We start from the raw sequence: 14,078 nt of genomic DNA, 5'->3' as shown, positions 1-14,078 counted from the left end.
CACATCCAGGTTACTGACTTCGGCTCGTCAGGGTGAACTTTGGCGAAGTCCCTGATGAGTCTGGGGTGGTGGCCGTATCACGTGCTGTGTGAGATACGCGGATGGGGGCGGGCTGACGGCTGCGGGACGCAAGCGTCGGGAGACTGTGCGGATGCAGGCGGTCGAGCTGTTCGAGCAGAAGGTCAAGCCATCAGAGGTCGCGCGGCAACTGCGGGTGAGTCCGAAGTCGGCCTACCAGTGGCATCAGCTGTGGCGGGACGGCGGTGTGCAGGCTCTGGCCTCCCGCGGCCCGAGCGGTCGCGGTGCCGTCTGTCCTCGCGCTGTCTGGAGAAACTGGCCGTGTATCTGGAGCAGGGTCCCGCCGCGCACGGCTGGGTGGAGGACCAGGTGTGGACCGCCGCGAGGGTGGCCACGCTGATCGGCAGAAAGTTCCACGTTTCCTACAGCGTCTCCGGGACCACGAGGCTGATGCACCGGCTCGGCTTCAGCCCGCAGGTCCCCGCACGGCGCGCCGGGATACCCGGCCGAGCGGCTGTCGGTCGTTCCAGGCCTGGCGCCCCGGCCAGCTCACCTTTGTCTCGGTTGTGGTTTCGGCAGGCGACCGAGAGGTGATCGACTCACGCCATGACGACATTGCTGCCCCGCGTCCTGCGAGCACTTGAGCAGTTCCATGCCACCCACCCCTGGGACCACAACGCCCATTACCACCGGTGGATCCTGCGCCGGCTCCCCAGACGTTTCAACAGGGCTCTGGACGTCGGATCAGGCAGCGGTGACCTCGCCAGACTCCTGGCCTCACGGGCCGGAGCAGTGCACGGTATCGACGTCGATCCCACGATCATCGATCGCGCGTGGGAGCTCACAGACCCCGCCGCCCCGGTGACCTTCACTGTCGGAGACGCACTGAAGGAGGTGGAGCCTGGCCCCTACGACGTCATCACATGTGTCGCCACCATCCACCACATGCCGTTCATCGACGCCCTCACCTGCTTCCGTCAGCACCTGGCGCCCGGCGGAACCCTGGTCGTCGTCGGCGTCTATCGCCCGCAGTCTCGGAGCGATTACCTGATCGACGCTGTGGCCATTCCAGCGAACGTCGCCATGGCCTGGATCAAGAACAAGGGCCGCAAGGCGCCGCGACCAGCCTCAATGACCGCCCCGACCCGACCGGCGACTATGACCTTTGCAGACATCGTTCGTGACGCCCACCTGGCGCTACCCGGTGCACCCCTGCACCGACGACTGTTTTGGCGCTACACGCTGGTCTGGCACCGGCACTAGCCAGTTGCCTTGGGAGGCGGTGGCCGCCGCTGACCCCGACCGAGCGGAACGCATCGCGAACACGCTTACCGACAGGTATGCCGGGGTGAGAGTACGGGCCGCTGTCGCCAGGTCGGTGGCCGTGGATGATCCAGACCGCGCACGGCTTATCACCCAACAGATCCAAAGTCCTGACAGGCCGAGGTCCTGCGCTCAATCGTGCTTGTGCTGACAGACAACACGAGGTGACCCTTGCGGCTGCGCTCCGAGTACGTCACCACCGTCGGCTTCGCCGCGCAGAAGCCTTGCGTCGGATGGTGGTCTTCGGTGCCTGCTGTGATGGCGTACGGTGGGGGACACTGACGCGGGGTGGAGCAGCTCGGTAGCTCGCTGGGCTCATAACCCAGAGGTCGCAGGTTCAAATCCTGTCCCCGCTACTGTCGAAGAGGGCCCGGATCCACACGATCCGGGCCCTTTCGTGTGGGTGTCAGTGCGTCCATGGTCGGTGGCTGGGAGTCGGGGCGGGAACCGAGCGGCGACGTACGGGAGAAGTACGCGCACTTCCTCGAGGGCGCCCGCACGAAGCTGGACGCCGCCGCCACGGACACGGCCTCCGCCGGCGAACCCGTTGGCGACGACGGCCGTGGTCCGGGAGTGGCTTTCCGCCTCGGTCCCGGGCCACAGGCTCAGCTGCGAAACAAGCCTTGTGGCGCCCTCCTCGAGCTGTGCCAGAGACTCCTGGATGAGCAGAGCTGCGGCCTGGCGGCGTGCCTCGGCCTCGGTTTCGGAGCTGCGCATCGCCAGCAGTCCCTCGGTCAGGGAGCCTCCTCCTCGCGGAGCAGGCCAGGACTCGGTGGACAGCGGCCCAGGCTGTCGGACGAAGCCCTCGAAGGGATGGCAGTACAGCCTGCGGTTGAGGAACTGCAGGGACTCCATGGTGACGTCTGGGCAGGGCTTGAGAGCCTCCAGGAGGTCGTGCACGTGCTCCTGCGGGAATGCGTGGCCCAGGACGACGTCGGTGAGCGCGGCCGTATTCGAGGATGTCGTACTTGTCGTCCGGTCCGGCGAGACGCTTGGCCACAGGCAGCTCGTGCCCAAAGCACTCGTGGATCCGGAAGACAGCAGGGCGCACGCCGACACGACCGCGCCTTGCACCGCTCTCCTGGTTCTCATGGAGCGACGACACCGCATGCCCCGGCCGCGAGGCCAGAGCAGGCGGTTCTTCATTACGGGTTCGCCGCCGGACGCGTCGCGGCCCGTCGTCGGCCCGTACGCGTACGAAGGCCGCGTACGGGCCGCTCGCCATGTACCGCCTAGTCGTCGATCGCCGCCCCGTACAGCGCGTCCGTCGGCAGGCCGCCGAACGCGCTCGGGCCGTAGCTCCAGGAGCCGGAGGTGGTCAGGCCCGAGCTGCCCGCGGAGAGCACCCAGACGTAGCCGTCGTTCGTGTTCTCACCGGGTGCCGACGCGAGCAGGCCGAAGCGGCCGTCGTCGTTCGGGTCGGTGAAGGCGACCTGGCCGCCGAACTTGTCACCCTTCTCGACGGTGCCCGGGACGTTCGCGGTGCCCTGGTTCACGGACCATGCGCCGGTCGACGTCATGCCCTTGACCGAGCCACGCAGGACCGTGACAGCGCCGGCGTCCGCGACGCTGCCGATGTCCTCGCCCGCGACACCGATCGCCACGTCCGCGTATCCGTCGCCGTTGCTGTCGCCGACGGAGAGGTCGGTGCCGAAGCCGTCACCCTGCTCGCTCGCGCCCGGCACGCCCGCCGAGTTCTGGGTCCACCACAGGGGCGGAGTGCCCGGCCCCTCCTGGCCGGCGGGCCCGTCCACACTGCCGTAGTAGACGCCGACCATGCCGCCGCTCATGCTCTCGCCGCCGTCGTCCGGGCTGTGCGGCTCGCCGGTGACCAGGTCGTCGTAGCCGTCGCGGTTGATGTCGCCGGACGCGACGACCGGGCCGCCGCGCACCGCGGTGATCGGCAGCGGCTCTTCGTTCGACGCGGTGCCGGGCAGGATGTACGACCAGCCGTAGCCCGGCTCGTCGCCCACGCTGGTGCCGGAGACGACCAGGTCGGCGAAGCCGTTGTTGTCGTAGTCGCCCGTGGTCATCGACTTGGGCTGGATGCCCGGCGCGTCGTCGGCGGAGGCCTGGCTGAGCGTCTTCCGCGAAGGCGAGGTGAGCGTGGTGCGCGACTTCTGCACCGGCCGCCGCGCCTGCACGTCCGTGCTCTTGGCGGTGGGCTGGGGGGCGGGCTCGAAGGTGTAGATCGTCAGCCCGACCGAGTCCATGACGGCGAGGAAGTCGCCCGGAGTGGTGTCGCCGAAGCGGGCCGCGGCGAGCGAGGCGCCGAACCGGCCGCCCGTGGTGAGGTCGTCGGACTGCAGCCAGTCGCTGGCCGATCCGGTGAGGCCGTTCGGCGTGCCCCACAGGACGACCGCGCCGCCCGCGTTGGCGACGGCGCCGAGGTCCTCGCCGGGAATGCCGATGATCGCGTCGTCGTAGCCGTCGCCGTCGAGGTCGCCGGTGGCCAGCGACTTGCCGAAGCCGTCACCGCTCTCGGCGGCGCCGGGGACGCCCGTGGAGTTCTGGCTGAAGGCCTTGACCCTGGTCGTGCCGATGCCCCTGGGGCCGCCGTACTGCACGGTGACCATGCCGGCGCCCTTGTACCCGCCGACCGCCGCCCCGGGGCCGCCGACGAGCACGTCGTCGTATCCGTCGCCGTTGAAGTCGGTGTTGCGGTCGTTGGCGTGTGTTCCGCCGGGTGTTCCGGCGTAGACGCTCGGAGCGGTCGCGATGACCGCGCCCGTCACGAGGAGAAACGATGCCGCCGCGACGGCGGCCGAGCGGTGCTTGCGCATGAGCGGCTCCTTGGCTCAGATACGACCGGCTGGCTCGGGGGCGCGGGGGGTGTCCGGATAGGTCCCGTTCCTATGTCCGGCGCCGTGTTTGACGCCGCATAGGGAGGAAGGGTTGTACGGGGGAGCATGTCTGTTCTGCTGAAAAAGATCACCTCTTCGCCGAAGAGGACCGCTTCGAGTCGGGCACCCGGGCGAAAACAGCCGCGCACACGCGAAAGGCCGCAGCCATACGAGGTGACTCCAGCCTTCGACGTCTGATCAGCCGAGGGGAACTGCTACGACGCGGGTCCCATGAGTTCTCTGCTGTTCCCGAAGCGGTCGACCCCCGGCTCGGGGTGCCGCAGGACCGCTGCCACTCTTCAGCTAGGCCCGGGTGAGCCCGCCCGGCGCGGCGACGGCTTTCCACGCCGAGATCCAGGACACCAGTGCTCCGGGCTGGCTCCGCTGCTGGAGCTGATCGAAGAGGCGGCGGCCGACAGGCGGGAGGAGTTCCGCCCGCTGCCGGATCTGAGACCTGAGGAGCGGCGGCAGATCGTAACGCTGCCGGCGTCGATCGGGCGGCTGACAGCAGTGCGGACCCTTGTGCTGTACGGAAGCAACCTGGTCCGCATACCTCCGGAGATCGGCGACATGACAAGCCTGGAGGAGTTCAGCCCCTACACGTCACGACGGCTGCACTGGTTCCCGTACGAAATCAGGCGGTGCGCTCGGCTGATGAACAGCACGGTGAACACGCGCTCGATCTACCTTTGATCTTGGCCAGTGCTCCGGCGTTTACGCCGGGGGTGAGGGCCATCTCAGAACTGCGCTGACCCGCACGTGAGCACGGGTCCACAGTGTTCACCTCAGCCCGCTACGTGGGGCGTCTGTGGTTCTCGATGTACTGCTTCATGACGGTCAGGGGTGCCCCGGCGCAGCTTGCGGCGAAGTACGAGCCGGACCAGAAGTGTCCGGGCCACACATACCGGCGGATGTGGCTGTCGTACTCCTTGCGGATCAGCCGGGCGGAGACGCCCTTGAGGGAGTTGACCAGCTTGGAGAGCTGGACCTTCGGCGGGTAGTGCACGAGCAGATGGACGTGATCGGCGTCGCCGTTGAACTGCTTCAGCTCGGCCTCGAAGTCGGAGCAGACCTCCCGCATGATCTCTTCGCAGCGCGTCAGATCTGGTCGGTCATGGCTCCGCACCGGTGCGCCGGAACTTCGTGACGAAAACCAAGTGGACGTGAAGCAAGTGGACGTGAACGTTGTGGACGACGTGGCGGCCGGTACGCACATCGGGATTTGGGTTCCAGCATGGTGACATGAACCACCTTTGTATGGTGATCGCTATGCAGCTCAGGTACGGGTTCCGCCTGTACCCGAACAATCCGCAACGCTCGGCGCTGGCCAGGGCGTTCGGGTGCGCTCGGGTGGTCTTCAACGACGCGTTGCGCGTGCGGGAGGACGCCCGCGCCGCCGGGCTGGCGTTCGTCACCTCCGGCGAGCTGTCCAAGCGGCTCACCGCGTCGAAGAAGACGCCGCAGCGGGCGTGGCTCGGCGAGGTGTCGTCCGTGATCCTCCAGCAGTCCCTTCGCGACCTGGACACCGCGTACCGGAACTTCTTCGACGGCCTGGGGGGCAAGCGGCCCACGATGGGGGCGCCCCGGTTCAAGTCCCGCAAGGACAACCGGCAGTCGATCCGCTTCACCGCGAACGCCGGATGGAAGATCACGCCCGGCAGAAAGCTCCGCCTTCCGAAGATCGGCGACATCGCGGTCAAGTGGTCCCGACCCCTGCCGTCCGTCCCGTCCACGGTGACCGTCATCAAGGACGCCGCCGGACGGTACTTCGCATCCTTCGTGGTCGAGACCGAACCCTCCGAAGTCCTCCCCGAGACCGTGCCCGAGGTCGGCATCGACCTGGGCCTGTCGCACTTCGCGATCCTCTCCGACGGCACGAAGATCGACAGCCCCCGCTTCCTGCGCCGGGCCGAGAAGAAACTCAAGAAGGCACAGCAGGCCCTGAGTCGGAAGGCGAAGGGCTGCAACAACCGGGGAAAGGCCCGGCTCAAGGTCGCCCGCGCTCACGCGAGGGTGGCCGACGCACGGCGCGAGTTCCACCACCAGCTCTCAACGAAGATCATTCGTGATAACCAAGCGGTTGCCGTTGAGGACCTGGCGGTCAAAGGACTCGCCCGCACGCGCCTGGCCAAGTCCGTGCACGACGCCGGCTGGTCGGCGTTCGTCGGGATGCTCGAATACAAGGCCGCGAGGTACGGCCGGACGTTCGTGCGCATCGGCCGGTTCGAGCCGACGTCTCAGACGTGCTCGCAGTGCGGCGTCAAGGACGGCGCCAAGCCACTGCACGTCCGCATCTGGGAGTGCGCAGCCTGCGGGGCCGTCCTCGACCGGGACATCAATGCGGCGGTCAACGTCGCCAAGGCCGCCGGACTGGCGGTGTCAGCCTGCCGAGCGCGGGTAAGACCGGGACCCGTCCCGGCACAGCGTGAAGAAACAGGAACCCACCCGAAGCTGCACCCGACAACGGTGTAGCAGGCGGGAATCGCCCTCCTTTAGGTGGGCGAGGATGTCAAGGCAACTACAAGTACCGGCCGCCTTTCCCGCGGCTTTTCCTGCCCGGCGATACGGTCCTGGACCTCGAGGGTCTGGATCCCGTCCGCTGGGGCACCACTGCGGCCCGCACCAGGCGTGGCTCTCCCGGGCGGTGGCGACGGATGTTCTGCCGATGCTGGTCAACGCCTGCTCCCAGGCCTGCCTGGAGGTTCTGCCACTTGGGGCGAAGGGCTACGTCCCTGAACCTCATCGGGGCGGCGTGATCGAACAGCCTCTGTCGCGTTGACCGTCGTCACCCGGCACCCGCCCGGTGTGCTTGCATCCCCGGCGCTGGGGGCCGTCGTCTCTCTCCTTGTGCGCCACGGCCCACTTGTGGGCGTGCGCACTTCGGCGAGGCGCGCTGCTCGCCACGGGACGGCAGACGAGCTCAGAGCTGGGTTTCGCCGCCATCCACGGCCAGCTCGATGCCGGTGGTGTACGTGGCATCGAAGGCGAGGAATGCGGCCGCCTTGGCGAACCCTTCGACCGTGCCGTAGCGCTTCATGGGGTTGCTCGCGGTCCGCTCCGCCCTGAACTGGTCGGCGGCCTCTTTGGACAAGTTCATCGCTTCCAGAATCCCCGAGTCGATGGGACCCGGGCTGATCGCATTGACACGAATTCCCCGCGGAAGCAGTTCGCGGGAGAAGGTGCGGGCCATCGAGCGCAGCGCCGCCTTGCCGGCCGCATAGACGCTGGTGTCCACCATGCCGATGACGTTCGATCGAGGTGGTGAGGGCGATGCCGGCGTTCGCGCTCAGCAGCGGGGCGAGCTTCTGGACAGTGAAGAAGGCGCCCTTGACGTTGATCGCGAACAGCTCGTCGTACACGTCCTCGGTCGTCGACTCGAGGGGGAGTGAGGGGGGAGATGCCGGCATTGACGAACAAAGCCTCGATCGAGCCGAACTCGCTCTTTACACGCCCGACGAGCATATCCAGGTCGGACAGTGAGGCCACATCCGCCCGGACGGCCACGGCATCCTTGCCGAGCCGCTCGCGTGCCGCGTCGAGCTTGGCCTGAGAACGGCCGGTGATCACCACGCGGGCTCCGCCTTGCACCAGCAGCTCCGCCAGCGCGAGCCCCATGCGCTGCTGCCACCCGTGATCACCGCATTCTTGTCGCTGTACCTACCCATAACCGAGGTTGCTCCGTTCCATCATCAAAAACATGTCGATATATCCGGATGTCGCCGTTGAAGCGAATCAGCCGAGGGTTTCGATCTTCATGTCGCCTGTGGTGACCGTGCGGATGTGATCGCTGGCGAGCAGGCCGTGCGGATTGCCGAGGTCGATGGCGCTGACCTCATCGAGGCGGGCCAGCTGGGAAGGAGCGAGGTCGACCTGCAGGGCACCCAGGTTGTCCTCCAGTTGCGCGATGGTGCGGGCGCCGATGATGGGTGCCGTCACGCCCGGGGCGTTCAGGGTCCAGGCCGGTGCGACCTGGGCGGGTGTGCGGCCCAGCTCCGAGGCCACCTCCTTCACCGCATAGGCGGACGCCCGCGCCGCTGCCCCAGCCCTACGCCCGTTGGCCGAGCGGAGCCTTGCCCACCTGCGTGACCTCTTCGTGGAACGCGCCGACCTCTAGCAGTAGGCGTCCCGCTTGGCGCCGGTCGGAGTGAGGGTGGGCCAGGGATGCCCTGTTCCGTCAAAGGCGGCGGACCGTAGGAGGTCCACAAGAGTGCACCCCGGGTGGCCCCGAAAACTCGCGTAGGTGCCCCGGCAGTAGCAGCTCCAGTAGCTCACGACCCGGCGTTGAGTGCACGCGAAGGAGGCCGGGTTGTTCACGGTGAACTGCCCGTGAGCGAGGCGGCCGCAGGTGCCGGGCGCTCTCAGTAACGGGCGGCGGAGGGCAGGGAAGCGGCCATGGACGGTTCCTGATCGAGGGAAGCCCGCCGAGCGCGGCCGACCTGCTGGCGCCGCCGCGCAGGAGGCTTGCCCTTGACGCACACGTCAGAGGCAGGCAATGCGGCCTGCGCGATCTCCACGAACAGGCGGACGAGTTCTCCGTGTCCGCCATGCAAGACCTGTCCGGAAAGCTATTGACCGACGTGGGGGACCTCTGCTGAACTCCCGTCTTATGAACCCGCGCGTGGACCTCACTCGGCGGCGCCACATCGACCTGGCGCACGTCTCCAGCGCGTTTTGTTGTCGCTGACGCGGCAAGGGATCGTCGTATCCATCTCCTGAGGGCTCCCCTCTCATCCCCTTCTCGTATGAGCCGGGAGCCTGTTCGCGCACGCCGACGCGGCCGCTGAGAACGCGGCTGTAGAGGCCCTGCCACCGCGCGTCTTCTCTCCGGCCGGCCCAGTCCGGTGTTCCGCGTGGTCGACCAGTCCTGCGCTGTACCCACCCCCTTCACTCGACTCCCCGTCCCCAGCGCCCCTTGGCGTGCCCATCTGCCCGGGAGGGATCCCCTCATGCCTCCGTCCATCCGAAAGCTCGCCAGCCGCATCGGCGCGGTCGTCGAGGGCGTCGACCTCGCGGCGCCGCCCGACCCCTCGACAGTCACGACGCTCCGAGACGCCCTCAACGAGCACAAGGCGATCGTGTTCGACGACGTGCAGCTCGACAACGCCGGCCAGGAGCGCGTGGCCGGGTGGTTCGGCGAACTCACCACCGCCCACCCGAACGTACCGGCAGCCGACGGCACGACGAATGTCCTCGCCGTCGACAGCGCGACGTCCAAGGCCAACGAGTGGCACACGGACGTCACCTTCGTGGTCAACCCGCCGCAGCTCACCACGCTCCGGTCCATCGTGACCACGCCCTACGGCGGCCACACGCTCATCGCCAACGCCGCCGCGGCCTACCGCGACCTGCCCGAAGCGCTGCGCGCGCTCGCGGACACGCTGCGCGTCGTGCACACCAACCAGTACGACTACGCCCGCCCCGCGGCCACGACGGCGCAGCGACAGGAGTACGACCGGGCCTTCGTCTCGACGCCCTACGAGGCCGAGCACCCGGTCGTGCGAGTCCATCCGCTCACTGGCGAACGCGCGCTGTTCATCGGTGGATTCGCCAGGCGGATCGTCGGCCTGTCGAGCAGCGACTCGGCAGATTTGCTGCGCATCCTCCAGTCGTATGTGACCCGTCCGGAGAACATCCTGAGCTGGACGTGGTCCCCGAACCAGCTGCTGATCTTCGACAACCGGATCACCCAGCACTATGCGGTGGACAACTACGACGACCACCCGCGCCGCCTCAACCGGGTGACCATCGCAGGAGAGGTACCGACCGGTGTCGACGGCCGCCGCAGCGAGCAGCTCGTCGGCGACGCCTCGCACTACAGCAGCGTGCCGGCGGTGGCGGCATGACCGATCTCAGCCTCAAGGCGCCTGCCGTCACCAAGGGCTCGGACGTCGAGACGACGGGCGCGCGGGAACGCGAGGTGTTCCTCCCGCGCGACGCCCGCCGCCGGACGTCGCTCAGCACACTCCGCGAGCGCCTGCGCTGGCCGCTGGGCATCTATACGACCCCGGTCGCGATCCTCATCGCCTGGGAGATCCTCGCTCGGGCCGGAGTGGTGTCGAAGACCTATGCCCCCGCCCCGACCTCGATCGTGAAGTCCGCCGCCGATCTTTGGCAACAGGGCATTCTCGGGCCGGACTTGGCCATCTCGCTGCAGAGGGCTGGCATCGGTCTCGCGATCGGTCTGACGGTGGGCACCGTCAGCGGGGTGCTCGGCGGGCTGCTACGCAGCGGTGAGTACCTGTTCAACGGCTTGGTACAGGTGCTGAACACGATCCCGCTCCTCGCGGTGCTGCCGCTGATGATCGTCTGGTTCGGCATCGACGAACTCACGAAGGTGCTGCTGATCTCCTTCGGCGCCGGTGTCCCGATGTACCTCAACCTGTTCGCCGCGATACGGGGCGTCGACCAGCGGTTGATCGAGATGGCGCGCACGACGGGCGCGGGCCCCTGGCGCCTGGTGACGCGCGTGCTGGTGCCCGGAGCCCTGCCGGGCTTCCTGGTGGGCCTCCGGTTCTCCCTCGCATACAGCGTCCTGGGCCTGGTCGCCGCCGAAACAGTCAACGCGGACAAGGGACTTGGCTTCCTCATCACTCAGGGGCAGACGTATCTCCAGACCAACCAGGTCTTCGTGGGGCTGGTGATCTACTCGCTCCTCGGTCTGCTCGCCGACCAGTTCGTCCGGGCTCTCGAGCGGGTGCTGCTGCGGTGGCGACCCAGTTATGAGGCGTCATGAGCAGCACGATTGCGACAGAGCCCCGTCGTCAGACCGGGGCCGTCGTCGAGCAGGTGGTCCGTCAGTTCGGTGACCGGGTGGTGCTCGACCACCTCGACCTCACCATCGCCGACGAGGAGCTGGTGATCCTGCTCGGCCCTTCGGGCTGCGGCAAGAGCACCCTGCTGCGGCTGCTCGCCGGACTGGACCGGCCCGACGGCGGGCGCGTGGAGGTCCCGGCCCGGCGTGCGATCGTCTTCCAGGCCGACCGGCTGCTGCCCTGGCAGCGGGTACTGAGCAACGTCACGCTCGGCCTGCACGGGGCCGACACGGAGCAGCGGGCCCGCGACGTGCTCGCCGAGGTCGGCCTCGCGGGCCGCGAGAAGGCCTGGCCCAAGGAGCTCTCCGGCGGCGAGGCCCAGCGGGTCTCACTCGCGCGGGCACTGGTCTCCGAGCCCGAACTCGTTCTGCTCGACGAACCGTTCGCCGCCCTTGACGCCATCACACGGCTTCGCATGCACGACCTCGTACGCGCCCTGCGGACCAAGCATCAGGCGGCCATGCTGCTCGTCACTCACGACGTCGACGAGGCGATAGCCCTGGCGGACCGCATCGTCGTCATGAGCAACGGCCGCATCGGCACCGCGCACCAGGTGGACCTCTCAGCCGCGGACCGCGAGGCGAGCGTCGCACGGGAGGAACTGCGCGCCCGGCTCCTGGAAGACCTCGGCTTGGCTGGCCAGCACTGACTGTCCGAACACCTTCACCCAGCACAGAAAGCACGACAACCCATGCGAAAGAGAACCACGAGACTCATCGGCGCAGTCGGCTCGCTCGCTCTGGCGAGTACCCTCGTCGCCTGCGGAGGATCGTCGTCGGACACCGCCGCGCCGCTGAGCAACGCCGTCGAATCGAGTGACGCCAAGCACGCCGAGTGGAGCAAGTACACCTTCACCATCGGCGACAACGGCGGTGACGGCAGCCAGGAACTGGCGAAAGTCACCGGCGTGTTCGACAACGCGCCCTACAAGGTGAAGTTCGCCCGCTTCACCTACGGCCCTCCGCTCGTGCAGGCCGCCGCCTCAGGCGACATCGACCTCGGCAGCGTCGGCGACGTACCGCCGATCACCGGCGCCGCGAAGGAGTACGGCTTCAAGGTCGTGGCCGTCAACCGCTCGCTCACGCCCACCCAGTCCAACGAAAACATCATCGTGCCGAACGGCTCGAAGCTGAAGACGCCCGCCGACCTCAAGGGCAAGAAGATCGCCGTCCCGCCGGGCAGTTCGGCCCACGGGCTGGCCCTCAACGCGCTGAAAAGCGTCGGCCTCACCCCCAAGGACGTGAAGCTGGTCTTCCTCGACCCGGCGGCCGGCGCGACGGCGTTCAACACCGGCAAGGTGGACGCCTGGTCGATCTGGAACCCGCAGTCGGCGATCGCGGTCAAGAACGGCGCGCGGATCCTGGTGAAGGGCCTCCCGCCGATCGACCAGACGAGCAGTTACTACGTCGCGAGCGACACGTCGCTGAACGACAAGACCAAGCGTGCGGCTCTGACGGACGTCCTGAAGAGGCTGTCGCGAGAGTTCGCCTGGGCGGTCAAGAATCCCGACAAATACGCGCAGGCGCTATCGAAGGAGCAGGGCATCCCGCTGGCCGACGCCAAGGCGTCCCTGGCCGCCTACTCGAACCGGGTGACTCCGGTGGAGCAGTCGGACATCGAACTGGAGCAGAAGCTCGCGGACGCCTTCCTGGAGGCGGGCCAGATCACCAAGAAGGTCGACGTCCCGTCGATCGTCGACAACCTCCTCCCGGCCGGTTACGACAGCTCGAAGTTGAAGGTCACCTCATGAGCGCGGGACGGAGGAGGCTCCACCTCAACGCCTTCCTCATGGAAGCGGGCCACCATGAGGCGGCGTGGCGGCTGCCGCACAGCAATCCCCGCGCCGACTTCGACCTACGGCACTGGATCGAGCTGGCGCAGCTGGCGGAGAGCGCCAAGTTCGACTCGCTGTTCCTCGCGGACGGCCCGGCCCTCATCGGTACCGGCGAATTCCGACCACCGGGCCAGCTGGAGCCGCTGACTCTGCTGACCGCGCTGTCCCAGGCGACCAGCAGGATCGGCCTCATCGCGACCGTGTCCTCGACGTACAACGAGCCGTACAACCTCGCCCGCCGGCTCGCGTCCGTCGACCACGTCAGCGGCGGCCGGGCCGGCTGGAACATCGTCACATCGGCCGGGGCCGACGAGGCCGCCAACTTCGGCCTCGACGACCGCCCCGGCCACGCCGAGCGCTACGCCCGCGCCGACGAGTTCCTGAAGGTCGCCAAGGCGCTGTGGGACAGCTGGGAGTCCGAGGCCGTCGTCGCGGACAAGGCCGCCGGACGCTACGCCGACCCCGCACGCCTGCACCGGCTCGGCCATGAGGGCAGGTACTTCAAGGTGGCCGGCCCGCTCAACGTCGAGCGTCCGCCGCAGGGTCACCCGCTGCTGGTCCAGGCCGGTTCCTCGGAGGACGGTAAGGACTTCGCGGCACGGCACGCCGAGGCGATCTTCACTGCGCACACGACATACGAGCGTGCGGCCGGCTTCTACGCCGACATCAAGGCACGGACCAGGGCCGCGGGGCGCGACCCGGACGGCGTCATCGTCCTGCCGGGCATCGTCCCGTACATCGGCTCGACCGAGGAGGAGGCCCGGGCGCTTGCGCGGCAGTTCGACGAGCTGCGCGTCCCGGAGTACGGGCTGCGTCAGCTGGCCGCGGTGTTCGAGACTGAGCCGTCGGTCTTCGAACTCGACCAGCTTTTGCCGGAGTTCATCCTGGCGAGGCCGAAGCTGGAGGGTTCGCAGAGCCGTTCCGACCTGATCATCGATCTCGCGGTGCGCGAGCAGTTGACCGTACGACAGATCATCTCCCGGCTCGGGGGCGGACGCGGTCACTTCGAGTTCGTGGGCACGCCCGAGCAGGTGTCGGACACGATCATCGCCTGGTTCGAGGGCGGTGCTGCGGACGGGTTCAACATCATGGCCCCTGCGCTGCCGTCGGGCCTGGCGGTCTTCGTCGAACACGTGCTGCCGATCCTGCGCGGCAAGGGGTTGTTCCGCGAGGAGTACGAAGGTACGACCCTGCGTGAGCACTACGGGCTCCCGGTGCCTGCGAACCAGTTCCATGGCTGACCCGCTT

The 14,078-nt window shown here is 68.0% G+C and carries 9 protein-coding genes, 1 tRNA gene and 4 pseudogenes; 10 read left to right on the top strand and 4 right to left on the bottom strand.

Annotated features, from left to right (window positions below):
- Nucleotides 1–88: 88 nt before the first annotated feature.
- The 3 genes and pseudogenes from H305_RS47840 to H305_RS0134360 form a co-directional block, all read left to right on the top strand.
- Nucleotides 89–570, top strand: a pseudogene (locus H305_RS47840) (helix-turn-helix domain-containing protein); the annotation flags it as partial.
- A 54-nt stretch (nucleotides 571–624) separates the two neighbouring features.
- Nucleotides 625–1,281 carry a class I SAM-dependent methyltransferase gene (locus H305_RS0134365; protein WP_028804457.1) on the top strand — a complete coding sequence of 219 codons (657 nt, stop codon included), beginning with the start codon at nucleotides 625–627 and terminating at the stop codon, nucleotides 1,279–1,281.
- A gap of 342 nt (nucleotides 1,282–1,623) precedes the next feature.
- Nucleotides 1,624–1,697: transfer RNA gene (locus H305_RS0134360), tRNA-Met, on the top strand.
- 876 nt (nucleotides 1,698–2,573) lie between these two features.
- Here H305_RS0134360 and H305_RS0134355 read toward each other — a convergent pair.
- A complete protein-coding gene (locus tag H305_RS0134355) occupies nucleotides 2,574–4,124 on the bottom strand; it encodes an FG-GAP and VCBS repeat-containing protein (RefSeq protein ID WP_028804456.1) in 1,551 nt (516 codons plus the stop codon).
- A 291-nt stretch (nucleotides 4,125–4,415) separates the two neighbouring features.
- On the opposite strand from H305_RS0134355, the gene H305_RS47835 reads away from it, so the two are divergent.
- Complete coding sequence (locus H305_RS47835; RefSeq protein ID WP_234021355.1) at nucleotides 4,416–4,877, top strand: hypothetical protein; 462 nt, start codon at nucleotides 4,416–4,418, stop codon at nucleotides 4,875–4,877.
- A 100-nt stretch (nucleotides 4,878–4,977) separates the two neighbouring features.
- Here H305_RS47835 and tnpA read toward each other — a convergent pair.
- Nucleotides 4,978–5,428 (bottom strand): annotated as a pseudogene (tnpA, locus tag H305_RS0134345) (IS200/IS605 family transposase).
- Nucleotides 5,429–5,453: 25 nt separating this feature from the next.
- On the opposite strand from tnpA, the gene H305_RS0134340 reads away from it, so the two are divergent.
- A complete protein-coding gene (locus H305_RS0134340) occupies nucleotides 5,454–6,656 on the top strand; it encodes an RNA-guided endonuclease InsQ/TnpB family protein (protein WP_037766228.1) in 1,203 nt (400 codons plus the stop codon).
- Between the two features lie 448 nt (nucleotides 6,657–7,104).
- On the opposite strand, the pseudogene H305_RS47830 reads toward H305_RS0134340, so the two are convergent.
- Nucleotides 7,105–7,849 (bottom strand): annotated as a pseudogene (locus H305_RS47830) (SDR family oxidoreductase).
- A gap of 67 nt (nucleotides 7,850–7,916) precedes the next feature.
- Nucleotides 7,917–8,213, bottom strand: a pseudogene (locus H305_RS0134330) (aldo/keto reductase); the annotation flags it as partial.
- A gap of 917 nt (nucleotides 8,214–9,130) precedes the next feature.
- Here H305_RS0134330 and H305_RS0134325 point away from each other — a divergent pair.
- The 5 genes from H305_RS0134325 to H305_RS0134305 are packed head-to-tail and all read left to right on the top strand — an operon-like array spanning nucleotide 9,131 to nucleotide 14,071.
- Nucleotides 9,131–10,027, top strand: coding sequence for a TauD/TfdA dioxygenase family protein (locus tag H305_RS0134325; protein ID WP_028804452.1), 897 nt, complete (start codon nucleotides 9,131–9,133; stop codon nucleotides 10,025–10,027).
- Nucleotides 10,024–10,917, top strand: coding sequence for an ABC transporter permease (locus tag H305_RS0134320; protein ID WP_028804451.1), 894 nt, complete (start codon nucleotides 10,024–10,026; stop codon nucleotides 10,915–10,917). The genes H305_RS0134325 and H305_RS0134320 overlap by 4 nt, the downstream gene beginning before the upstream one ends.
- Complete coding sequence (locus tag H305_RS0134315; RefSeq protein ID WP_028804450.1) at nucleotides 10,914–11,645, top strand: ABC transporter ATP-binding protein; 732 nt, start codon at nucleotides 10,914–10,916, stop codon at nucleotides 11,643–11,645. The genes H305_RS0134320 and H305_RS0134315 overlap by 4 nt, the downstream gene beginning before the upstream one ends.
- Before the next feature lie 42 nt (nucleotides 11,646–11,687).
- On the top strand, nucleotides 11,688–12,746 hold the full coding sequence (locus H305_RS0134310; RefSeq protein ID WP_028804449.1) for an aliphatic sulfonate ABC transporter substrate-binding protein: 1,059 nt from the start codon (nucleotides 11,688–11,690) through the stop codon (nucleotides 12,744–12,746).
- Nucleotides 12,743–14,071: an LLM class flavin-dependent oxidoreductase gene (locus tag H305_RS0134305; protein WP_028804448.1), complete on the top strand. Its 1,329-nt coding sequence runs from the start codon at nucleotides 12,743–12,745 to the stop codon at nucleotides 14,069–14,071. Before H305_RS0134310 ends, H305_RS0134305 begins: the two co-directional genes overlap by 4 nt.
- Nucleotides 14,072–14,078 lie beyond the last annotated feature (7 nt).

It is taken from the genome of Streptomyces sp. 142MFCol3.1 (assembly GCF_000424945.1).
Taxonomy (GTDB): Bacteria; Actinomycetota; Actinomycetes; order Streptomycetales; family Streptomycetaceae; genus Streptomyces; species Streptomyces siamensis.
Note: the sequence above shows the minus strand (reverse complement) of the source record. Positions and strands in the feature narration are given on the sequence as shown.

Excerpts from the sequence above, each read along its gene's own strand:
- H305_RS0134310 (WP_028804449.1), top strand. The coding sequence starts at position 11,688 with ATGCGAAAGAGAACCACGAGACTCATCGGCGCAGTCGGCTCGCTCGCT.
- H305_RS0134365 (WP_028804457.1), top strand. The coding sequence starts at position 625 with ATGACGACATTGCTGCCCCGCGTCCTGCGAGCACTTGAGCAGTTCCAT.
- H305_RS0134355 (WP_028804456.1), bottom strand. The coding sequence starts at position 4,124 with ATGCGCAAGCACCGCTCGGCCGCCGTCGCGGCGGCATCGTTTCTCCTC.
- H305_RS0134305 (WP_028804448.1), top strand. The coding sequence starts at position 12,743 with ATGAGCGCGGGACGGAGGAGGCTCCACCTCAACGCCTTCCTCATGGAA.
- H305_RS0134340 (WP_037766228.1), top strand. The coding sequence starts at position 5,454 with ATGCAGCTCAGGTACGGGTTCCGCCTGTACCCGAACAATCCGCAACGC.
- H305_RS0134315 (WP_028804450.1), top strand. The coding sequence starts at position 10,914 with ATGAGCAGCACGATTGCGACAGAGCCCCGTCGTCAGACCGGGGCCGTC.
- H305_RS47835 (WP_234021355.1), top strand. The coding sequence starts at position 4,416 with ATGAGTTCTCTGCTGTTCCCGAAGCGGTCGACCCCCGGCTCGGGGTGC.
- H305_RS0134325 (WP_028804452.1), top strand. The coding sequence starts at position 9,131 with ATGCCTCCGTCCATCCGAAAGCTCGCCAGCCGCATCGGCGCGGTCGTC.
- H305_RS0134320 (WP_028804451.1), top strand. The coding sequence starts at position 10,024 with ATGACCGATCTCAGCCTCAAGGCGCCTGCCGTCACCAAGGGCTCGGAC.